General features: G+C 59.4%; 21 protein-coding genes. 12 read left to right on the top strand and 9 right to left on the bottom strand.

Features of this window, described 5'->3' with window-relative positions; genetic code table 11:
- Positions 1–26 precede the first annotated feature (26 nt).
- Positions 27–2,660: a glycosyl hydrolase family 5 gene (locus ACA054_RS19390; protein WP_497685699.1), complete on the bottom strand. Its 2,634-nt coding sequence runs from the start codon at positions 2,658–2,660 to the stop codon at positions 27–29.
- A 5-nt stretch (positions 2,661–2,665) separates the two neighbouring features.
- Entirely contained in the window at positions 2,666–4,192 is a 1,527-nt protein-coding gene (locus ACA054_RS19385; protein ID WP_497685698.1) for an O-antigen ligase family protein, read from the bottom strand.
- Between the two features lie 103 nt (positions 4,193–4,295).
- Here ACA054_RS19385 and ACA054_RS19380 point away from each other — a divergent pair, with 103 nt between their 5' ends.
- The 12 genes from ACA054_RS19380 (at position 4,296) to ACA054_RS19325 (ending at position 17,301) form a co-directional block, all read left to right on the top strand.
- Entirely contained in the window at positions 4,296–5,678 is a 1,383-nt protein-coding gene (locus ACA054_RS19380; RefSeq protein WP_497685697.1) for an oligosaccharide flippase family protein, read from the top strand.
- 267 nt (positions 5,679–5,945) lie between these two features.
- Entirely contained in the window at positions 5,946–7,412 is a 1,467-nt protein-coding gene (locus ACA054_RS19375; RefSeq protein ID WP_497685696.1) for a GMC oxidoreductase, read from the top strand.
- Positions 7,413–7,522: 110 nt separating this feature from the next.
- Entirely contained in the window at positions 7,523–8,140 is a 618-nt protein-coding gene (locus ACA054_RS19370; RefSeq protein ID WP_497685695.1) for an acyltransferase, read from the top strand.
- A complete protein-coding gene (locus ACA054_RS19365) occupies positions 8,133–9,089 on the top strand; it encodes a glycosyltransferase family 2 protein (RefSeq protein WP_497685694.1) in 957 nt (318 codons plus the stop codon). The genes ACA054_RS19370 and ACA054_RS19365 overlap by 8 nt, the downstream gene beginning before the upstream one ends.
- Positions 9,090–9,097: 8 nt before the next feature.
- Positions 9,098–9,622 carry a serine O-acetyltransferase gene (locus ACA054_RS19360; RefSeq protein WP_008062132.1) on the top strand — a complete coding sequence of 175 codons (525 nt, stop codon included), beginning with the start codon at positions 9,098–9,100 and terminating at the stop codon, positions 9,620–9,622.
- Between the two features lie 5 nt (positions 9,623–9,627).
- Positions 9,628–10,605 (top strand): glycosyltransferase family 2 protein, encoded by a 978-nt coding sequence (locus tag ACA054_RS19355; protein ID WP_497690339.1) that lies wholly within the window; start codon positions 9,628–9,630, stop codon positions 10,603–10,605.
- Between the two features lie 19 nt (positions 10,606–10,624).
- Positions 10,625–11,536, top strand: coding sequence for a DUF535 family protein (locus tag ACA054_RS19350; RefSeq protein WP_497685693.1), 912 nt, complete (start codon positions 10,625–10,627; stop codon positions 11,534–11,536).
- 68 nt (positions 11,537–11,604) lie between these two features.
- Complete coding sequence (locus tag ACA054_RS19345) at positions 11,605–12,807, top strand: glycosyltransferase family 4 protein (RefSeq protein WP_497685692.1); 1,203 nt, start codon at positions 11,605–11,607, stop codon at positions 12,805–12,807.
- On the top strand, positions 12,804–13,991 hold the full coding sequence (locus ACA054_RS19340) for a glycosyltransferase family 2 protein (RefSeq protein WP_497685691.1): 1,188 nt from the start codon (positions 12,804–12,806) through the stop codon (positions 13,989–13,991). The genes ACA054_RS19345 and ACA054_RS19340 overlap by 4 nt, the downstream gene beginning before the upstream one ends.
- Positions 13,991–14,734: a WecB/TagA/CpsF family glycosyltransferase gene (locus ACA054_RS19335; protein ID WP_497685690.1), complete on the top strand. Its 744-nt coding sequence runs from the start codon at positions 13,991–13,993 to the stop codon at positions 14,732–14,734. The genes ACA054_RS19340 and ACA054_RS19335 overlap by 1 nt, the downstream gene beginning before the upstream one ends.
- 239 nt (positions 14,735–14,973) lie before the next feature.
- Positions 14,974–16,116 (top strand): hypothetical protein, encoded by a 1,143-nt coding sequence (locus ACA054_RS19330; RefSeq protein WP_497685689.1) that lies wholly within the window; start codon positions 14,974–14,976, stop codon positions 16,114–16,116.
- A 72-nt stretch (positions 16,117–16,188) separates the two neighbouring features.
- Entirely contained in the window at positions 16,189–17,301 is a 1,113-nt protein-coding gene (locus ACA054_RS19325; protein ID WP_497685688.1) for a glycosyltransferase 61 family protein, read from the top strand.
- 87 nt (positions 17,302–17,388) lie between these two features.
- Here ACA054_RS19325 and ACA054_RS19320 read toward each other — a convergent pair whose 3' ends face one another.
- The 7 genes from ACA054_RS19320 to ACA054_RS19290 all read right to left on the bottom strand — a co-directional run bounded on the left by ACA054_RS19320 (position 17,389) and on the right by ACA054_RS19290 (position 24,430).
- On the bottom strand, positions 17,389–18,813 hold the full coding sequence (locus ACA054_RS19320) for an undecaprenyl-phosphate glucose phosphotransferase (RefSeq protein ID WP_497685687.1): 1,425 nt from the start codon (positions 18,811–18,813) through the stop codon (positions 17,389–17,391).
- Positions 18,814–19,098: 285 nt separating this feature from the next.
- Positions 19,099–19,620, bottom strand: a complete 522-nt coding sequence (locus tag ACA054_RS19315) for a cytochrome C (RefSeq protein ID WP_497685686.1) — start codon at positions 19,618–19,620, stop codon at positions 19,099–19,101.
- Between the two features lie 155 nt (positions 19,621–19,775).
- Positions 19,776–20,297, bottom strand: coding sequence for a methylamine dehydrogenase light chain (locus tag ACA054_RS19310; protein WP_008062110.1), 522 nt, complete (start codon positions 20,295–20,297; stop codon positions 19,776–19,778).
- A gap of 18 nt (positions 20,298–20,315) precedes the next feature.
- On the bottom strand, positions 20,316–20,942 hold the full coding sequence (mauD, locus tag ACA054_RS19305) for a methylamine dehydrogenase accessory protein MauD (RefSeq protein WP_497685685.1): 627 nt from the start codon (positions 20,940–20,942) through the stop codon (positions 20,316–20,318).
- Between the two features lie 5 nt (positions 20,943–20,947).
- On the bottom strand, positions 20,948–21,487 hold the full coding sequence (locus ACA054_RS19300; RefSeq protein ID WP_497685684.1) for a MauE/DoxX family redox-associated membrane protein: 540 nt from the start codon (positions 21,485–21,487) through the stop codon (positions 20,948–20,950).
- 13 nt (positions 21,488–21,500) lie between these two features.
- A complete protein-coding gene (locus ACA054_RS19295) occupies positions 21,501–22,652 on the bottom strand; it encodes an amine dehydrogenase large subunit (RefSeq protein WP_497685683.1) in 1,152 nt (383 codons plus the stop codon).
- Positions 22,653–22,948: 296 nt separating this feature from the next.
- The gene (locus tag ACA054_RS19290) at positions 22,949–24,430 is read right to left on the bottom strand and encodes a sensor histidine kinase (RefSeq protein WP_497685682.1); all 1,482 of its coding nucleotides are present in this window, start codon (positions 24,428–24,430) and stop codon (positions 22,949–22,951) included.
- Positions 24,431–24,630 lie beyond the last annotated feature (200 nt).

Genomic DNA, 24,630 nt, shown 5'->3' with positions numbered 1-24,630 from the left:
TCAAAAGCGACAAGTGACCTGCGAGGTCACTTGAGACTGTCACTCGCTTGCGATGGATTTTTTTTCAGGAACAGCCAATTGGACGCCTGCAGGCCGTCGAACATGATCGTGTAGCGGCCATCCAGGTAGGTTGCAGGCAGTTTTTTAAGTTGCCCAAGGGGGCCGCCCTGGGTAAACAGGGTCAAGCCCGGGGGGGCCTGGATGGTCAGCGTGCCCTCGAGGGGCTCCACGTAGAAAGGCGTCTTGTTGTCGTCCTTGGGGATGGCCCGGGTGCCCAGGGAAATCAGCAGGTCCGCGGACTTGCCGACGGGCGCGCCGTCCAGGCTTTGCGCCACTACGCTGGCGTAGGCGGTTTTGATTTGCACCTGGATACTGCCCAGCTTGATCGACTCACCGCCGATCCAGCCTGTTGCCGCCTGGGTGCGGGGCGTATCGATGGTGTAGATGCCTTGTTTCCAGTTGCGCTTGAGTTCACCGGTGTCCGTGGTGGACTCGCTGGCCGTGGCGTCCAGTAGCGACTGTGCCGGGTCATGAAACACCTGAGCGTTACTGGCGATGATGCCCGGTTGTAACCAGGGCAGTTGCGGCGTCCGTGGCATGGCGATCTGCAGTTTGCCTTTCTCCATGGCGGTGCGCAGCAGGGCCGAGTTGGCCGGTGTAATGCTTTGGTTGAACAGGGTCTCTGGCGTCGGCGCGAAGACATAGGTGGTCTTCGCTTCGTGAACGTCGGCGCGACGATAAAGCAAGGCGGCGGCGGGCAGGGTAGCCAGCATGGCCGGGTCGTTATAGGCATGCCAGTTGCCCGCCGACATCCCTTGCTCGGTGAGTTCGTCCTGGCTATAGGCATATTGCATCAGCGCGTCCCAGCCCTGATGGCTGGCCGTGCCGGCCATATAGAGTGGCAGCGAGTGGCGGTCGGCTATCGGGAAGGGCTCGTTGTTCCATTCCGTGACGGTCAGGGGTTTGCCGACGACCTGGCCGGCGCCAATCCAGTCCACCAGGCTGGCGCTGGTCAGCGGGTTTTTCTCAAGCGTTCCCGGACCACCGTAGATGTGCACGTCGACCACGTCTCCGGCGGTCAGGGCCGGCAGGGCGCTCAGGCCGTTGCCGCCCCAACTGCTGGTAGTGGCAATCGGCACTTTCACGCCTGTCTCGCGCAGGGATTGGATCATGTCTACGTTGAAGCGCCGTTCCAGGTCGTTGAGGAACAGCTTGGCGGGGCCAGGCTCCCAGGACCGCCAGGTCTGGTTTTCCGACAGGTCGTGCTGTTTGGCAAAGGCCTTGGCTGCCTTCATGTACAGCTCGTTGTGACGGGGCACATCCTTGTCAGGCAACAGGGCGTTGCCATAGTGCTGGGTGATGTCGTTTTCGTTGGTGATCAGCACGGCGGCAATCGCCGGATCGTCTTTGTAGGCGAGGCCGGTATAGCTGTTGACATGGCTCATATAATCCTTGGCAAAGCGTTTCATGGCCTGCTGGATCGTGACGTTTACGTAGGCGTAGCCTTTGAGGTCGGCGATGCCATACTGGTTCTTCGGTAATTCGTCGAAGCCAAAGATGTTGTCGTTCGCCCAGAGGGCTCGTCCGACGTGCATGTCGAGCCAGACATAGATGCCCTCGTCCTTTAGGCACTTGATCCACAAATCGAGCTTCTTCAGCGATTCTGCGCTCAGGTGCTGGGTATCATGCACGACCCTGCCGTCACCGAAGATGTTGGGGAGGACCCACAGAGAGTCATGGTGGTGCAGCCGCACCAGATTGAAACCCAGGGCCGAGAGGCGCTTGGCCTGGAGCTTGATCGCATCGTCCGGCGTGCGGAACAGCGTATAGGCCGACAGGTTGGTGCCCCAGAAGCGTGCCGGGGTGTTGTCGGCAAACAGCAGTTGTTCGCCGGAAGCCTTGACGAAGCCGCGCTTGCCCGCGGGCTTTTCCTGGGCATTGAGAAAGGACAGGTCGACCGGTGCGGTTTTCCAGTCCAGCCGGTCGCTCGGCCAGCTCTTCGGGTCCGCGATCCCGAAGCGCTCGGCGGCGGTCGGACCCAGCGCCACATCACCGGACACGCTAAACGTGGCTTTGAAGGTTTCGCGACCGGGTTTGATCCGGTCCTTGTAGAGGAACGCCCGTACCTGTGATCGATCACCGGGTTCGAAATACACTGTTGCCAGCGCGGGCTCGAAGCGCATCTCGATGCGCCGCCCTTGGGCATTGCCCCAGGACCAGCCACGGTTGCCGGGCAGCAACACTGGCTCGCCCATTTCTTCGGCCAGGGCCGGGTCGAAGTTGAAGACGATGCCCCCGCCCATCACGTTCGACTTGAGGCTGCGGGCATTCAGGACCAGGTTCATGCTCAACGTCTGCTCGTTTTCCTTGCGAATCTGCCCGGTCGCGTCGAAATCCAGTATTTGGCTCTTGCCTTCCATGGCGTAGACATAGGGCGAGATCACCTTGAGCGAGGGCGTGAAATCCGCCCAGTCCCAGTTGCCGCCCCAGAAGACGAATTGAGAGGCAACGGCAGGACTGCCGCCGCGGGTGACCTGGGGCAGACCGCTGCGCTCATCCACGCTGGCGACCCACTCCGATGCCCGGGTGCTGAATGGCCAAATGACAAGAAACAGGAGAAAGACTGACAGCAAAGGCATGCGGTAAAAAAAACATGTCATGAGCGTTACCAGGTCCGTTGGAGGGTACTCTTGCTGCTTGCGGTCTCGGCGCGCTTGAGCCTGCGCGCCATCTGAGCATAGGACACGCCCAGCCCGGCTACCGACCAATACACCACGGGGATTACCGTGATACTGCTGACGGTGATGATGGTCACCAATATCCCGGCCAGTGTCGCCAGCAAGGCACGTCCGAGTCGGCGTGACTCATCGTCCGGGTTGGGGAACGAACGCATCGCCTTGCGAATGCCGAGCACAATCGTGCCGAAAAAACCCACGAACAACGACAGCCCGATAACGCCCATTTGCAGGGCGATGGCGATATAGGTGTTGACGATGTCGATGATGCCCTGGCCCTGGATCATCGACTGCATTTCAGGGGTGCTGCGGTAATCGAAGGAACCCAGCCATGGATTGCGCTGGATGACGATCAACGAGTTATCGATCAAGCGCTGGCGGTAGGTGATGTTCTCGGCTTCTACAGAGCCGATGAAGGGCAGCAGATCAAGGATTTTCTGTCCGCCGGGCAAGATGGCCAACAGGGGCAGGGCGAGCAAGGCGGCGACCCCGAGCAGCACCAGGCGCCTGACCGCATAACGTCCGGTGCCGATGAACATGATGATTATGACGGCGGCACCGATCCACGGGCCGCGCGACAGCGGCGCAAACAGTCCTCCGGCAAGCAGCAGGGCACCGAGTCGTCGCTGCAGTTTGCTGCGCACACCCTCCTGCAGGAACAGGTAAAAGCCGATGGCCACGGCGATGACATAGCCCAGCGCAATGGCCTGGCCAGTGGTGACGCTGGCGCGCAGCGAGCCGCCACGGCTGAGATAGGTGGCGATTTCCCATTGCACGCCCATGGCGTCAGTCAGCGCGTTGTACAGCAACCATCGGCGGGTAAATTCGAAGAGACCGATCAGCGACAGCAGCATGGCGGCGAGTAAAAAGGCCAACAGTGCATCCTTGAAGTCGCTGACGTTCTTCATGGAGCGACTGGCAACGTAATAGGGCAAAAAAACGTCGACGAACAGATTAAGCGATTGACGCAAGGTGTCGGTGGGCGTGGTCTGGCGCAGGAAAAGCGCAGACGTCAGCAGCAGGTAGGCCAGCAGCAGTTTGTCCGGCAGGGTGCGCCCGAAGGGCAGTGTGTCCGGCCGCTTGCGCAACGCCAGAAAAGCCGGGAACAAGATGCACAGCGCCAGTAGTCGTACATGGTTCAGGTCGAAAAGAAAGTTGACCAGGCCGAAGCCGGGGACCTGCGCATTGGCGGGTGGAATGAGAAACAACAGCATGAAAAACAATGCGAGGGGATTGCGCTCACGCTGTCGCGTCACCGTCAGAATGATTGCGGTAACGCCCGCGTACACCCAGAAGCTATGGGAAAAAAAGGCTAGCAGCGTCAATCCAAACCAAAGGTTGCGCCGACGGGTGAAATCACTCAGTGGGATCAGATCTGCCGCCGGTCGCCGTGCAAAAGCGAAGACGATACCGGCAAGGACCAGGATGACGACTAACGCGCGAAAGTGCTCAGGCATGGGCTACCGATTTATTTGATGAGAGAGCGATGGCTATTGGCTAGTGGTTTGCCTAATAGCGACTATAGTACCTTTCGGGTCGTCCAATACGGGGATTGATGTTATGCCTTCAGTTAACATATCGCCAACATTCAGCCTTCGTCGTCGAGCGATATCTGCTGGGGCATGGAACCTTGGGGCGCTGGTCACTTCGCAAGCGATACGCCTGGGTGGCAACCTGGTGATGACCCGTCTGCTGATGCCGGAAATGTTCGGCATCATCGCCATCGCCACCACCGTCTTGTTCATTCTGCACCTGCTCTCCGATGTGGGGTTGCGCCAGAACATCCTGCAGAGCCCGCGGGGCGACGACCCGGTATTTCTCAATACCCTCTGGACCGTGCAGATCGTGCGCGGCTTTGTGCTGTTTGCCTTGACGCTGTTTCTCGCCGTTGCTGCCTGGTTTGCGCAAAGCATCGATTTTTGGTCGCACAGCTCCACCTACGCCGCACCGGAGTTGCCGATGGTATTGGCCTGGACCGGGCTTACCGCGATCATCTATGGGTTCCAGTCGACGAAAGTCGACCTGGCAGTTCGCGCTTTCCAGCAAAAGAAAGTGGTGATCGCCGAATTTCTTTCCCAGGTGGTCGGCCTGCTGGTGATGTTGGCCATCGGTTACTTCACCCGCTCCATCTGGTCGCTGGTGGCTGCCGGCCTGGCCGCAGCCTTGGCCAGCACGCTGCTTGGGCATTTCTGGTTTGAGGGACCGTCCAACCGTCTGCGGTGGGAACGCGCCGCGCTCGACGAACTGGTGGTCTTCGGTCGTTGGATACTGTTGTCTTCGGCTGTGGGCGTACTGTCCATGCAGGGTGACCGGATCATTTTCGGCGGCAGCATGACAGTCACCGAAATGGGTGTGTATTCCATTGCCGGACTGATCCTGGGCGCTCTTCAGACCGGTGTATTGAAAGTGGTCGGGGCCGTGGCCCTGCCGGCCTTCGGCGAGGCCTCGAGAACCAATGACTTCGAGCGTCTGCGCAGGTTGTATTACCGCTTCAAGATGATGGTCGACGTTGCGCTGCTGTTTCTTTGCGGGTTCCTCTGGGTCACCAGTCCGCTCATCATCAAGGTGTTGTACGACGACCGTTATGCCCAAGCAGGCCACATGATGGCCGTTCTTTCGACGTCTTTTTTCGTGATGCGTTACATCGTGGCCAATCAAGTCTGGATCGCCTTGGGGCTCACCAAGTACCAGGCCATCGACAACATCATTCGGGTTGTTTCGTTGTGGGTGCTGGTGCCGCTGTTATTGGCTATCGGCGGGGTCGAATATGCGATTTGGGGAGTCGCCCTGCATACGTTGCCGACCTTGGTGCTGGTTGTGTATGTCAATCGTCGCGTGGGTATCCTCGATATCAAGCGTGAACTGATCGTGTTGCCTATGCTGGTGGTGGGGGCCTTGTGTGGTGAGCTGGTGCTGGTCGTTTCCAGGTGGCTTTTCGGTTGAACCGGTTGGCCAGGTTTTCTTGACCTGGCGCCTTTGAAATTCCAGATGCAATCTCGATCCCGAGGAGCCGTGAGTGATGAGTGAACGCGAGTTGAATACCTCTGTCATCAGTCGCAGAGGGCTCATTCGGGCATTTGCCCTGTTAAGCCTGGGGGGGCTGGCGGTGAAATTTTCCGGGGTTGGGGCCCGGCCTCCTGCAGGAAAATCGGAGTTTGTCGTTATCAACGGGTGGGTGTTACCTGCCACGCATTTCCGGTAACTGCATATATGATCAAAGACTACCAAACGCAGAAAGACCTGCGCGATCACTATGATTTCTGCATCGTTGGTGCGGGCCCGGCTGGCATTACGCTGGCCTTGCGTTTGGCCGGCAATGGCTGGCGCGTAGTGCTTCTCGAGGGCGGGGGGCGCGAATATGCCCCGTATTCGCAAAGCCTCTACAAGTGTCCTTCCACGGGGCTGGATGTCTTCGCTGAAGAAACCCGCCTGCGCTATCTGGGGGGTACCTCCAACCACTGGGCCGGTCGTTGCCGTCCCTTCGAGCCTTCCGACTTTACCTTGTCCCCTCCGGTGAATTTGCCCGGCTGGCCCATCGCGTTTTCCGAGATGGAGCGTAATCTGCCAGGGGCCATGGCAATTCTGGACTTGCCGCTGGATTCGGGATTCAAGACCGTCAACGCGGCCTTTCACAGCGATGAATTCGAAGCCGATCGTTTCCTGCTCAGTCCGCCGACGCGTTTTGCACAAAAATACGCCAAGGAACTCGAGGAGACCGAGGGCCTGGACGTCTTTATCAATTGCAATTGCGTGGACCTGGATTTCGACAGCAACACTGGCCGCATCACCGCCGTCGTAGTGTCCGATTACGAGCGCAAGCAAGAGCGAATCTCGGCCAAGCAATTCATCCTGGCCACCGGCGCGATCGAGAATGCCAGGCAGTTGCTCAATAGCAAGTCATTGGCCGCCGCCGGCGTTGTCACCGAGGATGGCCTGGTCGGTCGATGCTTCATGGAACACCTGAACATCGCCCTCGGTACCTTCATCCTCAACGGCGGCGAAAGCAGGGAGGCCAGGCAGTTCTACACCAAAGATGCGTTCGTGATCGAGCATCATTCCGGTAAAGGCAATGTCACCGCTTCGCTGTTGTCGGCCGTGGAAACCTATGGACGCTTGGCGGCAATCAAGGGCTTTTTCGAGAATCTGGCCTGCGAGGCAGGCATGGCGCACAAGATCGAGTTCATTACCAAGTTCAATTGTCCCGGTGACGGGGAACTCGCCACGATGATCGAGCAGTTTCCCAACCGCAAGAGTCGCATCTCGTTGACTGAAGAACACGACGACCTGGGGATGAGAACGGCCAACATCCACTGGGAGCTCGCCCCTGAAGACAGGGAGACCATAAAAAGCATAGGCCTGGAGGTGGCAAAGTGTTTTGCCGAAGAGGGGCTTGGTTATGTCAAGTTGGAGGAAGCTGTGTATGACGTTTCCGTGCCGCTGAAGGTCGTGCCGCATGCCCATCACATGGGGACGACCCGGATGGCGACCTCCCCTGAATTCGGGGTGGTCGATGAGAACTGCAAAGTGTTCGGCACCAATAATCTGTACGTCGCTGGCAGCAGTGTTTTTTCAACGACCGGCGCGAGCAATCCAACCATGCCGCTGTTGCAGCTGACGCTGCGATTGGCGGACTACCTCAACCATCAAATGGGCCCTGCGACAGGCAGATATTCTTGAGTGAAACAGTCTAGGGAGAGCAACCAAATCGGGGTGCCACAAAAACTTCAACCATGGTGCATCTGGTCTTGGTACCGATGTGAAACGCTGACATTTGTGAGGCTGACAGGATGATTGGGCTAGCAAAGCGTGCAATACGTTACTACGTCAGGAAAACGGGTCGGGGGAAGGGTTTATACAAGAGGTTTTGCCACCCCACTGGCTATGAATGGGCTGATTACCTGGCGCGTTGGGGAGGCATACACTCGGTCGGCAAGGGCGTGTGGATCAATCCCGGCTGCAACATCCCCGACCCTTCGCTGTTGCGCCTGGGCAACAACGTCGGCTTGTCCGATTGCACAGTGTTCGGGCACGACGGAGTCATTGGCCTGTTCGAGGTCACCGCGGGTAAAACTCTCGATTCCGTCGGTGCGGTCGATATACGTGACAACTGTTTCATCGGTTATGGCGCTATCGTCATGCCGCGCGTCACCATCGGTCCAAATTCAATCGTCGCCGCCGGTGCCGTGGTCACCAAGGATGTTCCGCCGGGTGTCGTGGTGGGGGGTAACCCGGCGAAGGTGCTCTGCACCGTTGACGATCTGATGAAGAAAGTCGAAGAGCGTTGCGAAGCCTATCCGTGGATAGATCTCATCCGCCAGCGCGGCACTCACTTTGATCCGGATTACGAGCCGAAGCTCAGGGCCATGAGAACGCAGTACTTCTTCGGCGAGAAAGTCAATGAGTAGCGCGCCCCTGGATGTGCTCGTGGTCAATTACAACACGGCAGGCCTGTTGCAGCCCATGTTCAATGCGCTGCGTCAGTCCAAGAGTGCCGACCGCGCGCGCTACCTGGTGGTGGACAATGCCTCGGCGGACAATTCCCTGGATTGTCTGGGCGATATTTGTCCAGAGGCCGTGTTGCTGGCCAATAAAGACAATGTCGGCTTTGGTCGGGCCAATAATCAGTTGGTTGAACACCTGCAGGGCAAGTACGCGTTGCTGCTCAATACCGACGCTTTTGTGTCCGATGACACCCTGGCCAAGACCCTGGAGTACATGGAGGCTCATCCCGATTGCGGGATCCTCGGTGTACGCCTCGTCGGTCGGGACGGCGAGCTGCAACCCTCCTGCCGTTATTTTCCGACGCCGCTCAATGTCTTCCTCGTGACGGCCGGGCTTGAGCGCTTTTTCCCGTGGGTGAAATTGGTCGACGACCTGACCTGGGATCATGCCTCGGTGCGAGAGTGTGACTGGGTGCCAGGCTGTTATTACCTGATCCGCCGTGAAGTGATCGACAAGGTCGGCTTGTTCGATCCGCGCTATTTCCTCTACTACGAGGAAGTCGATCACTGCCGGCGCGTCAAGCAGGCGGGGTTCAAGGTGGTCTACTACCCGCATACGTCGGTGGTGCATATCGGTGGCGAGAGTGCCAAGTCGGTCGACAAACTGAATATGGACGGTCGACAGCTGCAGACGCTGCAAATCGAAAGCGAGCTGTTGTATTTCCGCAAGCATCACGGTTTGCCGGGGTTGGCCTTGCACATGCTGCTGGTCGGCCTGTGTGACCTGATCCTGGGGCTCAAGGCTTTGTTGAAAGGTCGCGGTCGGGCCGCCATCAAGGCGTGTTGGCAACACACACGTGTGACCTGGGCACTGCTGCGTAAAACCAAACTCGGTAGCCAACCCACACGGTAGGTCAGGCCATGTTCGAAAACATACGTGCGGACTTGCGAGCGTACGAGGGTGATTGGGGCGCCCAGGGTTTCTGGGTGATGTTGGTGTATCGCTTCGGGCGCTGGCGCTACGGCGTACGCCCGGCGCTGTTGCGCAAATTGCTGTCCTTTATCTACAAAGTGCTCTTCAAGCTGGTGCAGATCGTGACGGGCATCGAGCTGCCGTGTGAGGTGGTGGTCGGGCGCAACTTCGTCATCGATCATTTCGGCGGCATCGTGATCAGTGGTTATGCGCAGTTCGGCGATGACTGCCGGATCCGCAATGGCGTGGTCGTGGGGCTCAAGAACGTGAAGGAGCCGATCGCCCCGGTGATGGGCAACAACGTCGATATCGGCACCGGCGCCAAGGTGCTGGGCAATATCCGCATCGGCAACAATGTGGTGATCGGTGCCAATGCCGTGGTGCTGACCGATGTACCTGACAACTCGGTGGCCGTCGGTGTGCCGGCGACCATCAAGCAGCGCAAGCTCGCTGATGCCGAGCAATACTCATGAGCACGCTGATGACGGGGATTGGCGTGGTTGTCATCGGTCGCAATGAAGGCCAGCGACTCGAGCGTTGCCTGGCTTCGCTGGTCGGTGCGGCGCAGCAGATCGTCTATGTCGACTCTGGCTCGACCGATGGTTCAGTACAGATGGCGCAAAGGCTTGGCGTCGAAGTGGTCGAACTGGACATGAGCACTGCCTTTACGGCCGCACGTGCGCGCAATGAAGGTTTTGCCCGGCTGCAACGCCTGTTGCCGTCGATGCGTCATGTGCAGTTCGTCGATGGCGATTGCGAGATGGTCCCTACCTGGCTGCCTCATGCACAGGCCTTTCTTGAGGCGCAGCCCGAGGTGGCGGTGGTCTGCGGGCGGCGTCGCGAACGCTTTCCGCAACATTCCATTTATAACCTGATGTGCGATCTCGAATGGGATACGCCGACCGGTGCGACCAGCGCCTGTGGTGGCGATGCACTGATGCGCGCGGACGCCTTCGGCACCGCCGGCGGGTACCGGCCGGACCTGATTGCCGGGGAAGAGCCGGAGCTCTGTGTGCGCCTGCGAGCCAAGGGCTGGAAGGTCTGGCGCCTGGCCGAAGAAATGACCTTGCACGATGCGAGCATGACCCGCTTCGGCCAATGGTGGCGGCGTACCCTGCGCGGCGGTTATGCCTTTGCCGAGGGCGCGTTTTTACACGGGGCCGCACCGGAGCGCCATTGGCGCCGCGAGTCGCGCCGGGCCTGGTTCTGGGGTTTGGGCGTGCCGCTGGCAACGGCCGTTGCCACGTTGATGCTGGGCTGGCCCGGGCTGCTGGTGCTGCTGGTCTATCCCATGCAGGTCGCGCGCCTGGCCCGGCGAGGCGCTGGCCCTGCGCGGCAAAACTGGCTACTGGCGTTCTTCCTCGTACTGGGCAAATTTCCCGAGATGTTCGGGCAGGTCAAGTTTCTTTTGAACAGGTTCGGTGCCGGAAAATCCGCATTGATCGAATACAAGTGAGACTTCGATGGACTATTGGATGATCGTCAAAAGCGTCTTCTCCCTGCACGCTGGCTATTCCCTGAGGGCATTGAAGAACAAACTCAAGTTCCTGCTATTGGTGGGCAAGAACTGGACCGAGCTGAATCTGTTTTTCGGTCGTATGTCCAACGCGTTGGGCGATACCGGTATCGAGAAACTCGGCGGCGATTGCCTGGGCGTCATCCACTGGCCCTACATCAGCAAAAGCTGGAGCTCCCAGGACAAATTGGGCGTCATGGCCTCGCATTACGAGGTGGTCTCGAAAAGCTGCCCGCAGCTACTGCTTTTCGGGCGCGACGACGGCCTGGTCCTGAGCGATCTGACGGAGTGGTCTGAAGGTTGTACCTTGGTGCTGGACCGTCCGTTCTGGTTCATGCGTGAAGGCGAGCTGGTGCTGAACCTGTTCCAGGGCGATTTGCGCATCGCCTCGATAGCTTTCACCTTGTGTTGTACGGACGGTGAGCTTTGTATCTTTATAGGTGCCGTGCAGGGCATCCATAAAGGCATCGAGAGCGACAGGTCGCTGGGCATCTACAGGGATGTCACCAAGGATTTCGAAGGCCTGCGACCCAGAAGCTTTCTGATTGAAGTGATCAAGTACATCGCCGGCAATATCGGTGTCGGAAAAATCTACGCGGTAGGGGATGTCTATCGTCATCATCGTCACCCGTATTTTGGTGCGCACAAAGCCCTGGAGCTGGCCGCCAATTATGATTCGATCTGGCTTGAGCACGGGGCGACACCGTCTGCGCGCGAAGACTTTTTTGAAATTCCCATGGCATCGTCCAGAAAGCCGCTGGAAACCATTGCCTCAAAAAAACGCGCCATGTATCGCCGGCGCTATGAGCTGCTGGACGATACCTTTGCAAAGATCGACAAGGTGCTGATAGGCAGCTACGCAGTGAATTGACGTGACCGGTTACTGGACTACTGTGGGGGTACCTGCAGTACAAATTCGACGACAAAAGCCGGGTGCCCATGCGTATCGCTTATTTCATCAATCAATACCCGAAGGTCAGCCATAGCTTCATTCGTCGCGAGATTCTGGCGCTGGAACGCCAGGGCTTTGAGGTACAACGCATCGCGCTACGAGGCTGGGACGGCGAGTTGGTGGACGCCGAGGACGAGTCCGAGCGCAGCAAGACCCAGTATGTACTGGAAGGCGGCGTCAAAGCGCTGTTGCGGCCTGCGCTGCAGGTGCTGCGAACCCAGCCGCGGCGGTTTTTTTCGACGCTGTGGCTGGCGTTGCGCATGGGCCGGCGCGCCGATCGGCCCTGGCCGTACCATCTGATCTATTTGCTCGAGGCATGCCGCGTGTTGTCCTGGGTACAGGCGTTCGACGCCCGGCACGTGCACGCCCATTTCGGCACCAACTCGACCGAAGTGGTGATGCTGGCCAATGCACTCGGCGGGCCGGCGTACAGTTTCACCGTGCATGGCCCGGAAGAGTTCGACAAAGCGCAGTTCATTCATCTGGGCGAGAAAGTCCGGCGCTCGGCGTTTGTCGCGGCCATCAGCGCCTATGGGCGCAGCCAACTGTATCGTTGGGTCGACCATGCGCATTGGACTCGGGTCAAGGTCGTGCATTGTGGCCTTGAGCGGGCCTTTCACGATGTGCCGGCGGTGGCGGTGCCGTCCGCGCCGCGGTTGGTCTGCGTGGGGCGCTTGTGTGAGCAGAAGGGCCAGTTGTTGTTGCTTGAGGCCGCGCGCCGGTTGGCTGAACAAGGCGTGGCGTTCGAGATAGTCCTGGCCGGCGACGGCGAAATGCGCCCGCAGATCGAAGAACTGATTGCCCGGCACGGCTTGCAATCGCATGTGCGAATCACCGGCTGGATCAGCAGCGAACAGGTGCGCACGGAAATTCTCGCCGCCCGGGCCCTGGTGTTGCCGAGCTTCGCCGAAGGCTTGCCGGTGGTGATCATGGAAGCCATGGCGTTGCGCCGGCCGGTGCTGACGACTTATGTGGCGGGCATTCCCGAACTGGTGCGCCAGGGGGAGAACGGCTGGCTGTTTCCCGCAGGCGCGGTGGAAGAGTTGACGGCGGCGCTGGCGGACTGCCTGGCGCAACCTGTCGAGGTGTTGCAGCGCATGGGCGAGGCGGCTTACCAGCGCGTGCTGGAGCGCCACGATATCGATACCGAAGCGACCAAGTTGGCTCATCTGTTCAAGGCGCAAGCATGATCACATTCCTCAATTGGCTACTCGGCGTACCGCTGGCGATTATCCTCCTGCCGGTGTTGGTGCTGTTCGTGCAAGTGTTGCTGGCTGGCTTGCCGGTGCGCGCGCTTGCGGCGACGCAACGCTCGCGGCCTCGGGTGGCGGTGCTGGTACCGGCTCACAATGAGGCCTCGATCATTGTCGCCACATTGAATTCCCTGCGCCCGCAACTGCTGGAGGGCGACCGACTGTTAGTGGTCGCCGACAACTGTTCTGACGACACCGCCGCGGTGGCTCGTGCGGCAGGCGCCGAAGTGGTGGAACGCAGCAATGATCAGCAGCGTGGCAAGGGCTATGCGCTGGATTTTGGCGCGCGTCATCTGGCCAGCGATACGCCGGACGTGCTGATCATCGTCGATGCCGATTGCCAGGTAAACGAGGGCTTCATCGAGCGCCTGGCCATACAGTGCATCGATTCGGGGCGGCCGACCCAGGCACTTGATTTGATGCGTGCGCCGGCGGGTTCCGGGTTGAAGGTGCAAATCGCCGAGTTTGCCTGGTGCGTGAAGAATCGGGTGCGGCCGCAAGGCTGGGCCCGGCTCGGTTTGCCCTGTCAGCTGATGGGCACGGGCATGGCGTTCGTCTGGCGGGACCTGCCCTTGATCACTTTGGCCAGTGGTCACATTGTCGAAGACCTGAAAATGGGCCTGGATTTCTGTCGTAGCGGCAAGCCGCCGTTGTTTTGCCCCGATGCGCTGGTGACCAGCTATTTCCCGCGCAGTGACGAAGGCCTCACCACCCAGCGTACGCGCTGGGAGCATGGACACCTGGGCGTGATCCTGGGAGACGCGCCAAAGTTGCTCGTGGAGTCGCTTGCCCGGCGCAACTTCAACCTGCTGGCCATGACCCTGGATCTGCTGGTGCCACCGCTGGCCTTGCTGACGTTGTTGCTGGGCGCGGCGTTTGGCCTGTCCTGGTTGGTGTTCTGGTGGTTCGGCGCATGGCTGCCGGCATTGATCGCGTCTGTCGGGGTGGCAATGTTGATGGTGAGCATCTTGCTGGCTTGGAGCCAGTTCGGTCGCGCCATCATTTCCTTTTCTGCCTTGCTGTACGCGCCGTTCTACGCACTGAAGAAAATCCCCCTGTACCTGGGCTTCCTGGTTAAACGCCAGGTTGAATGGGTGCGTTCCAAGCGAGACGACTCCTGATGCGTGCATTGGCCTGGCAACACAACTGGCAAACGATCATCCAGACTCTCAGGGTCGTCGCTGATGCCGATCAAGAGCAACGCTTGATCGAGGCTTTGTCCAGGCCGCAACGGGCGACGGTGCTTGGGTTCGTCAATGCCCATGCGATGAACCTGGTTGCCAAGGACAACGACTACTACAAGGCACTGGCGGCCGCCGACGTGTTGCTACGCGATGGCTCCGGCATGTCGATCCTGTTTCGCCGAATGGGCAGGGTGCCGGGGCTGAACATGAACGGCACGGACTTGATCCCCAAATTACTCTCGGCATACAAAGGACGGCGCGTGGCTTTGTGGGGCACGCAAGAGCCTTTCCTGGGCAATGCGGCAAAGCATTGCGAGGCGGCATTGGCGGTCAATGTCGTTTCCGCCCACCATGGTTTCGCGGACGTGGAGACCTACCTGGACCTTGCCCGGCAACATCAGCCGGAACTGGTGGTGTTGGGCATGGGCATGCCCAGGCAGGAAGTTGTTGCTGCCAGTCTGGCGGCCAGTGGTGTGCCTTGCCTGATCGTGTGTGGAGGGGCGATCCTGGACTTCCTCGGCGGCAAGGTGAGTCGCGCTCCGCAATGGATGCGTGGCCTGGGCTGCGAATGGGTATTCAGGCTGGCCAGTGAGCCCAAGCGGCTGTTCAGCCGTTACGTGGTCGGTAACCCAATGTTCATATTGAGAACGCTAGCCTGCACCGCGCCGACTGACGGATGAGTCGGGACTTTATCGACACGGTCAGCGCTGTAATATCTTGCAAAACTCCGGCGTAGCATCTTTACTGCTCATGTAAGCGACGACTTGCTGGCGCATACGGGAGTTGTGTCGTTTTTAGTACGAAAGGCGACGGAAGTTTGACGTCAACCGCCATCGAATCGAAGCCTGTTTTTCAGTGTCTAACTCCTTGATTCGAACTTTCGAATAATCTTTCCTTAATTAATTAGTGTTAATACAAAATGAAAGAACATGTGAAGGCACTGTTGCGTCAGTTGATTACGCCGTCGGTACGCTTTGAACTGAGGAAAACCCACGCCTGGCTCCACGATATAGCCGGTCGAGCCTGTTTCTGGCGCTGGGAATTTGTCAGGTTCAAGCTGCGTGAAGACAGTGCTTACGACATTCTCTATGTGGGTCGAAAGGCACAGCGCGAATTTGTGAAAGTTCTCATGGGCGCTGAACCTCAGGTAGCCAATCAGCAAGTTAAACCGGACACATCAGGTCGGACGGTGTTTGTCAGTGAAATACCGACGCCGGGTGCACTGTGCGTGCCTCAGTATCTAAGCGCTGTTGTACCCCTGGGCAGATCGATCGAAGATATTACCGCCAGATATAACTCCGAGTTGCGCCGTAATCTTCGCAAGAACCGACTGCGCTATCGCCTTAAACAGGCGTTGAACGACGACGAAATCGAAAGCGCCGACCAGGGCATGCTGCAACCTTATGCCAGCGCAAGGCATGGCACGTCTGCTTCGCAAATCGAACAGCAGGAGGTGCGAAGGGTGGCGAAAACCGCCGGGCGACTGGACCTGGTGCTGCTGGAAGACGAGGTGGTCGCCTGTCACCTTGGCTGCGTGATTACCCGCGCGGGCAAGCGCTACTGGAGCACGATCCGTTTCGGCTACCCGGAAACGGTCTACTCGGATGCGAAAAAGCTACGGGAGATCAACTCGATCACCACCTTCATGGCGCTGGAATGGGCGTTGGAAAACGGCTTCGACTATTACGATATCGGCACCTGCCTGGCGCGTCCCGACGATGGCCTGCTGGAATGGAAAAGAAGACGTGGCGGTGATGTCGATACGCTGAACAACCACGGCTATCTATTTGTCCGACTGCCCAAGGTGGGCGTCGCGCAATTTCTCTGGGAAACACCTCTGTTTGCGGTCGAGGGTAAAAAACTGACCCTGCATCTGGGTTTGCCGGACGGGCAAAGTGATGAGGATATCGCCGAGCGCTATCGTGAAATGGGTTTTGGAGGGCTCTCCAAGGTCTATCTTCATTGCGCCAAGGCGCCACAAGAACAACTGCTCGAGACTTTACGCGGTCGCTATGGTCATCTGAAATCGCCCCCTGTCATGGAAAGCATTAGTTGCAGCTGATCGGAGTTTTGATTTTGCGCACGTAGATGACAAGCGTTGTTTGTATTCATACGTATTAGAGTGGTAATCCTTATGTCGCAATCGAATATGTTGGTGAGCGGCGCTGGGGCGAAATGGAGTTTTGCTGCGTATAAGCACATTTTCAAAGAGAAACTTGCCAGAAAAGCGCCGCTGAACCTGCAAAGTGTCGCGGCGAAAACCTGGGAAGTGGCTCCGGCGGATGTATCGATAGCTCCGCCTGCTTTTTACCTGCCCAATCAGCTTGAGCGTGTCACGGGATGGCAGTTTTATCCCTTCGAGCATCCCCGTCGCACCATGGAGGGCAACGGTCCCGTCCAGCACGGCCCGACTCGCGCTTTTCTGCTCAAGGACGCCTGGCTGATCGACGGCGCGCTTTACAAAGGTGATGCCAAATCCTGGTTATCGCCGAGGGCCGGATGGTTGCCGAAGATTCGCATAGAAAACGAAATCGATCGCGGGGCGATGTATTGCACCGTGGGTGGCAACACGTGGTTTGGCTCGTGGATGGTGGATGATTGCATCACCTATCCAATGGCCTGCGAGGAGGGCGTTCCGGTGACCACGGCGCTTGCTGAAAACGCCATTTCCGCACCCAGACACGGGATACTTCACGCCCCCGGCTACGAAGACTGGCTGGGCATGAATCCGCTGCGTTTGCGCAACGCGTTTTTTCGTGAACTGGTGATCTTTGACGACATCAGTCAGAACCGACACAAGCACATGCGCTTTCGCGGAATGACTGAAAAGCTGCTGTCGCATGTCAATGTCAGTTCTCACCCTGGGGTATTCGTGCTGCGGGGCAACAAGGGCGCGTTGCGCTTGTTGCGCAATGAGCTGGAACTGGCTGAACGTCTGCGCGAGCGCCGGGGCTTTCGCATTATCGACCCGTCGAAATCCGATGTAGCGACTATCGTCGCGGCCTGTGCCGGGGCCAGGACAGTGATCGGCATCGAAGGCAGTCAACTCATACACGGCGTCAATGTCCTTGCGCCCGGCGGCTCACTGCTGGTCCTGCAACCCCCTGATCGTTTCGTCTGCTTCTTCAAGTACCTGACGGATCGCGACCGGCAAAACTTCGGTTTTGTGGTGGGTACCCCGGACGGCGAAGGTTTCAGGATCGACCCCGATGAGGTCGAGCGCACGCTCGATCTGTTCCCGGCATAACGCGTCTCCAGGCTTTTGCTGTCTCGTTGGTAACCCGGTAGCGCTGATTGACAGCGCTACCGGGCGACTTATGCACTCAAGACGCACCTAGTAGGCATGCTTGCCGGAGAAGGCCGTCACCGTTCGGGCAAGAATGACGAAGTCGAGCCACAGCGACCAGTTGTTGATGTATTCGATGTCCGAATCAACCCGTCGAATCATCTGTTCGATATCTTTGGTTTCACCGCGATAGCCACGCACTTGAGCCAGGCCAGTGATGCCTGGCTTGATGTTGTGGCGGGCAAAGTAGTCGGCGATGTCGGGCGAATACTGCGCATCGTGCTGGATGGCATGGGGACGAGGTCCGACCAGGGACATTTCGCCCATCAACACGTTGAACAGCTGCGGCAGTTCATCCAGGCTGGTTCGTCGAATGAAGGCGCCGACCCGGGTCATGCGTGGATCATTCTTTTGTGCTTGCTTGACGACACCTTCTTCCGGCTGATGGACGACCATGCTCCTGAACTTCCAGATGCGAAAAGGTCCGCCACTCCACCCCATCCGTTGCTGACGAAAGAACACCGGCCCCGGGCTGTCGAGCTTGATGGCAATGGCGACGATGGCCAGCACCGGCGCCGCAAAAAGTAAAAGGAGAAACGCCAGCACGCGGTCTTCAAGGTTCTTGAGCAGTAGGCGCATGCCCATCAGTGGCGTTTCGGACAAGGTCAGCACGGGAATGCCGGCAATCTCGCGCACGCTGTGATTGATCAAGCGCAAGGAAAAGATGTCCGGCACCCAGTTGACCGAGATGTGCTTGTCGAACAACTTCAAATACACATCCTTGATCACCTGCGACCCATCCAGTGGCGTGACGAAATAGACGGTGCGGATGGAATGCTGCACGACCAAGTCGTCAAGATCGGAAATATGACCCAGTATCGCCAGGCGGTTGGGGTTTTCCGAGCCATCCTTGCCCTGGTCATCGGCCGCCCCGATCAACACCGAGCCGACGACCCGTTCACCCAGCCAGGGGTTGTTGCTGATTTTCTGGTGCAGGAAGTCCGCCAGCTCTCCCGAGCCGATGATCAGCGCGTTGTCCCGTTGGGTGGGGTGAGCCAGGAATTTCTTTTGCAATTCACGTGTCGCGAGGTGCAAAAGCAGCTGGGCAAAATAACCGATGACGAACAACTCACCGACCAACAAACGTGAGTACTGTTCGCTTTGTTTCGTAAGAAAGGCCATGGCGACGAGAAAACAAAAAGCGGCGGTCCATGCCTTGAACAGTTTGAAGGCCTTGACGGCAAACACGACATTGCTTCGATAAATGGCGTAGTGGTCGTAGACGACGGCCAGCGCCCCCAGCAATAGCAGGACCATGATCACATAAGCCTGCGTGATGAAGCCGATGTGATAAACAATCAGGTACCACGCGACACCGGTGACAGCGAGGCTATCGAGGCCTGCCTGGATAAAGATACTGGTACTGCTTCTGCGCTGGAGTACGGAACGGCTGCTGCTCGGCTCAAAAATCATGATCAGATCCCATTTTTGCTGCCCCCTCGCGCCCCAACCAGAACGCGATCCAGGTCAAAACCACCCTCGTTTCAGAGCTTTAGCCTCAACGGCAAGCTACTTATAGTCGAGAAATCCACCCTCCACCGAAATTCACACAGCAGGGGAGAATGCGTATCCCGTGCTATCACTTTAGCAGCACTGTGGATTCATTCACGTAATGGACGAAGTTTAGTCTGCAGCATTGAAGCAGGCGCCGGCCGGCCTGCTTTTGGGGTATCTGGACGACCATCGGTAGCAGCGTTGTCAGTGACTCATGCCGTCTTCGATGGCGATGCCTTGGGCGCGCATTTTGTCGATCAGTTCGGCACGGGTGCCAGGCAGGTTGAGCATGGTTTTGGCGCGCAGTGCCGCCACTTCGTCGGCGCTGTAGGGCTGGTAATCGGCGGGCCTGCTTTTGCCGGCCATGCCGTCCTCGCGCATCAGCCAGTTGAGCAGGTCAGCCAGTTGCGCATTGTTCAGTGCCGATTGCGACATGCCCGGCACGCGTACCAGGAATTCACGGCCGCCCGAGACTTTCAGGAAGTTACCGACAAACCCGGTCATTCTCGGCGTGTCATTGGCCGCCGAGCCCATGCCGTTGCCCAGATGGCAACCGGCGCATTGCAGCTGATAGTTCACGCCCACGCTGTAACCGGCCTCGGCGATGGGCTTTTGCAGTTCCTCGTTGCCCGGCGCGTGACGCTGCGTCGGGTCCGGGATGGCCCGGGCATGGGCGAGCGGGGTGGTCATGGCGCAGACGAGACCGAGGATCAGCAGCTTGCGCATGAGATATCTCCTTGAGGGGACCTGTAGGAGCTGGCTTGCCAGCGATGGCGCCGGGTCAGTCGACAAAAATGTCGCATGTTAGACCGCCTTCGCTGGCAAGCCAGCTCCTACAGGTGACCGATGCCGATTGCGTGGGCAACCGGCGGTGGTGCGTGTCAGACCGCCACGCCGCGGATGATCGAAACGGTGCAGTGATAGATGTGCGATTTGGCGGCCAGGCACCAGTTCACATCGTTGTTGTTGAACGGGCGGTAGGCCGGTTCTTCACTGTCGTTACGGGTGCAGGCGCACTGGGCGCAGCTTTGCTTACCGCAGCAGTCGTTGTACGAAATGATGTAGTCCTTGCCGTCGGCCGGGTTGCGGCAGGTACCGATCCAGGTCACTTGCGAGGCTTCGGTGCCCGGTGGGCAGGACGTCACCGAACCGCCGCAGCAGCTGCACAGAAAACCGTCGATGGAACAGTAGCGCCAGTAGTCGCAGCTGTTCGGATCACCCGGGTCACCGGCCTTCGGGTCAGTGGCGGCCAGGGCCTTGCTGGTACGGTCCAGCGGCAGCAGGACGGGAAGGGCGGCACCGGCCACGATCAGCGAGCCCATGCGTGCCAGCAGTTTGCGGCGCGAAGTAGTGTCGGCGACACGGCGCGAGGAGCGCTCGAACAACAGATCCAGCAGTTTCATGAAGGTCTCCCTGCCTTATCAGTGGCTTTGGCCGTGGCTGTGGTCATGATTGTGATCGTGGGGCTGAGCATTGAGGTACTGCTGCAGCGTGGCGTGCTTCAAGTGCTCGACTTCGAACAGGCTGTCCAGGTGCTCGCGGGAGTTGACCAGGCCTTTGGCGCGCAGGGTGCCGGACTTGTCGATCAGCGCGGCGTACGGCAGCTTGCCGATCTGGTAGGTCATGCCCACTTCCGGGCCGACCACGTAGGTGGCGTCTTCGAGCTTGTGTTCGCGGATCAGCGCTTGCTGGGCGTCCATGTCGCCGTCGCTGACGAACACCACGTCGAGGGTATTGGCTTGTTCCCTGGCGATGGATTTGATCGCCGGTAGCAGCGATTTGCAGATCGGGCAGGTCGGCGAGAGGAAGAACAGCAGTTGCGATTTCTCACCGGCGTAGCCGAAGTTCACCGGGCGACCCTTGCGGTCGGCGGCAGTGATTTGCGGTGCGGCTTCGTTGACCGACACACCTTTGTCGACCATCAGCGCGCCAGCCGGAGCCAGACGGCCGTGCAACACGCCAATCTGACGGACCAGGCCCATGACGACAAACGCCACGGCCACCAGCAATACCCAGAGCAAAACGTTGGAAACTATCAAGCCTTCCATTTTGATTACCTACCAATCAATTTGAGCAGAAGAGGGGAGTTCGCCAGCAGGCCATCGGCCGCGGCGTAGATGAGCAGCGCGACAGCGGCCGAAGCCAGGGTCACGAAGCCATCGAACACAGTCATGTCGCGGACAACCGGTGCCACGCTGGCCAGCAACGCCAGCGCCACCAGCACGCTGTTGCGCAGCAGCAGGACCGGGCGCAGGGGTTGCGCCTGGTCGGGACCTGCACAGCCGCAGTCGATGTCGCGACGACCGCGCCACAGGTTGATGCCGATGGCGGCGGCGTACAGCGCCAGCAGGCTGGCCGCACTCAAGGCTGCCCAGCCGCGGCTCACCGGGACCAGCAGCGCGAAAGCGATGGCCAGTTCCAGCAGCGGGATCAAGCGGGCGCTCGGACGCACCAGCGCAGCGGGCAGCAGTTGATAATCCGCCAGCTGTTTGGCGAAGCGCGCAGGCGCCCGTACCTTGTGGGTCGCGGCACTGGCCAGCAATGCCGAAATGGCGAGGGCGCTGGCAATGATGAAGATCGGATCTGATTGCATGGCCGAGCCTCGTTTAGTAGCTCATGACCTGGGTCGCGGTTTTTGCGACCTTGGCCATGCTGCCGGTGTGCTGGTTGGTCTTGAGGTCAAAAATCTGCAAGCCGCCCTCGACGTCGGTACCCAGCAACAGCGGTTTGTCGTCGCCGGTGGCCTGCATGCTCCACACCGGTACGGGTGCTTCAAGGGTGCCGATTTTCTTGCCAGTCTTCAGATCGAAGGCCCAGATCAGGGTGCTCGGGTCTTCCCATTTCATCGGTTCGTGGGCGTCGTGCATCAGTACATACAGGCGGTTCAGCTTCGGCGCGACGGCCATCAGCTGCCAGCCACCCGGTGCCCAGCCGGCTTTCTTTTCCTCGTCGGTGGTCAGCGACCAGCTCGGCAGGATTTTCGGCGTGTCGCCGGAGAAGTCCACGGCGCGCACGGTGCCGGTGGTGGTGGTGAAGTAGTAGGTATCGCCGACGTTGACCGCGCGCTCCACCAGTTTTTCCGCGTTCGGGTCAAAGAACGGCGTGCGGTTGCGCGCGGTTTCCTGGCCCTGATCGTTGAGGGTCACCACCTGCAGGCTGCCGTCGCCGCACAGCGAGGCGAAACGGCGCTTGCCGACCGGGTAGTTGAGCACGCAACCGGGAATCGCGATTTCCGTGGCGACCGCTTTGGTCTGGGTATCGACCACGGTCACCGAGGTCGACGGGGTGAAGTTGTAGACGTAGACGAAACGGTCATCGCCGCTGGTCTTCAGGGCGTAGCGCTGAGTCAGCGATTCGGCGCGCTTGTTCGGGATCAGCACTTCCCAGGCCGGCGACAGGGTCGAACTGTCCCAGGCGGTCAGCACGTCGGTGCGGGTGCCGCGGGTGCCGCGCGAATACCAGATGTCGGCGCTGTAGATCAGCTTGCCGTCATGGCTCAGGGCCGAAGGCGCGGCAAAGCCGGTCGGGACCATGCCGAGCACGCGTTTCTGGTCGGGGTCGACCACGGTGATGCGCCCAGCGACGAAGCTTTCGAACTCGACATCGACGACGAACGTCCGGTGCGGTTCGGCGGGGAAGGCCAAGGTGGTCTGGCCGATGCCGGTGTCGGCGGGCAGGTCCGCACGGGCACTGTTCAAACCGAGTACAAGCAGGCTCAGGCCTAGCGCTGACTGTACGGAGATCCTGTTTGTTCGCATAAGGGGAACTTCCTGAATTGTTGGTAACGCGGATCGCGGGTGAGTGGGCAGATTCTGACCATCGAATAGTGCCTCGCCCGGCAAACGCGGGAATTGCCCTGCCTGCCAAGTGTGTGTGTATCTGTGCCAGTGTCGGGAAATCACTGCCATGCCCCGAAACTGCGGGGGGAGACTGATCGTTCCCACGCTCTGCGTGGGAATGCCTCAACGGACGCTCCGCGTTCGGCTTTGGATGGGACGCGGAGCGTCCCGGGCTGCATTCCCACGCAGAGCGTGGGAACGATCAGATGGGGGGATCAGGTAGGAGTGGTGAGGGGAAGGGAAAAGCTGAACACCGCGCCACAAGGCTCCAGGTTTTGCGCCCAGATATCGCCCCGGTGACGGCCGATGATGTTCTTGCACAGCGCCAGGCCGATGCCGTTGCCGCTGACCTTGGACGAGAAAAAGCCGTCGAACAGCTTCTCTTGCGCCTGGGCCTGGATGCCGCGGCCGCTGTCCTCGATGCTCACCAGCGCCATGCCGTTGTCGGTGCGGGCATGAATGCGCAGCAAGCGGCGTTCGATGGGCAGGTCGGCCATTTCTTCAATCGCATTGAAAGCCAGGTTGAGGATCACCTGGCCGATCAACACCTTCTCGCAGCTCACCCGCAGCGGCTCGGGTGAGGTCACGACTTCCACGCGTACCAGGCTCGGATCGGCCCTCAGGCTGATGAAATAGCGGGTTTCGCGCAGCAGCTCGTTCAGGTCGATCAGCTCTTCGCTTTGCTCCAGTTTCACCACGTAATCGCGCACGCTCTTGATGATCACCGAGGCGTGCTCGATCTGCCGCACGGCACTCTGCAAGCCCCAGGCGACGCCTTGGTCGGCGTCGGCTGCGTTACCCAAACGAATCACTGCGCCCTCGATGAAATTGCGGGTGGCGGCCAGCGGTTGGCTCAGTTCATGGGCGATGGCCACGGCCATTTCACCCATGGCGTTGTAGCGCGCCAGGTATTCGAGTTTCTGCTCGCTGACCCGCCGCGCCTCTTCGGCCAGCACCTGCTCGGTGACGTCGCGGAACAGCAGCAGATGGCCGACCAGGTCATCCTCAATCTCTATGTAGCGGCACGTTGCGTCATGCCAGCGCCATTCGCCGTCCCGTCGCTGCACTTGGTAATGCACGTTGAAAGGCGCATGTTCCGGCGTCTCATGGGCGAACTGCTGCAGCAAACGCTGGCGCGAAGCGTCGTCGCACCAGGCCAGGAAGTTTTTGCCCATCAACTGATGCACTTCACTGCCAAGCAAGTGCGCGCCGGAGTCGCTGATAAAACGCAGATCGCCCTCGGGGCCGAGCACCGCCACGCCCTCGGCTAAATCCTGCATGAAAGCCTTGAGCCGGCTTTCGAAACGCTTGAGGTCGCGCTTGACCTTGTCCTCTTTGGAGATGTCGCGGAACTGCACCATCAGCACATCGCGACCTTCCAGGTGCACCAGGGTCGCAACCGCCTCGGAAAGAATTTCCACCCCTTGCTTGGAGCGATAGCACCACTCGATGGCGCGCTGACCGGTGCGCGCAGCACCTTCCAGCCAGCGCAGACCCACCGAGCGCCGGTACTTCGGTGCGTCGCGGGTCATGTCCGGGGCTTTGAGCGGCGTCAGTTCCTCCAGGGTAAAACCCAGCGCCGCCAGGGCGGCAGCGTTGGCCCAGAGAATTTCCTTGGTGTGCGCATCGTGAAGAATGATGCACAGCGGCATGGCTTCGATCAGCGCATGGAAGTCGTTCGGTTTTGGCAAGTACATCGCACAGCCCTTGGCGGCAGAGGGTTCCGACCGGTGGAGTCAGGAGTATGGCGTTTTATACCCGCTCACGCATGGGGATGCGCTCAGAGGTAACCGGGGGCGGCCTAGGGGTTTTCTTTAGTGCGGGGGCTACACGCACCAATAGTTGCGCCGTGATGCGGTTTTTACACTGGGCTCCAATGCAAGGGTGACCACGCCGA

The organism is Pseudomonas sp. LBUM1653 (assembly GCF_059716115.1).
This window is presented reverse-complemented; position numbering and strand designations above follow the sequence as displayed.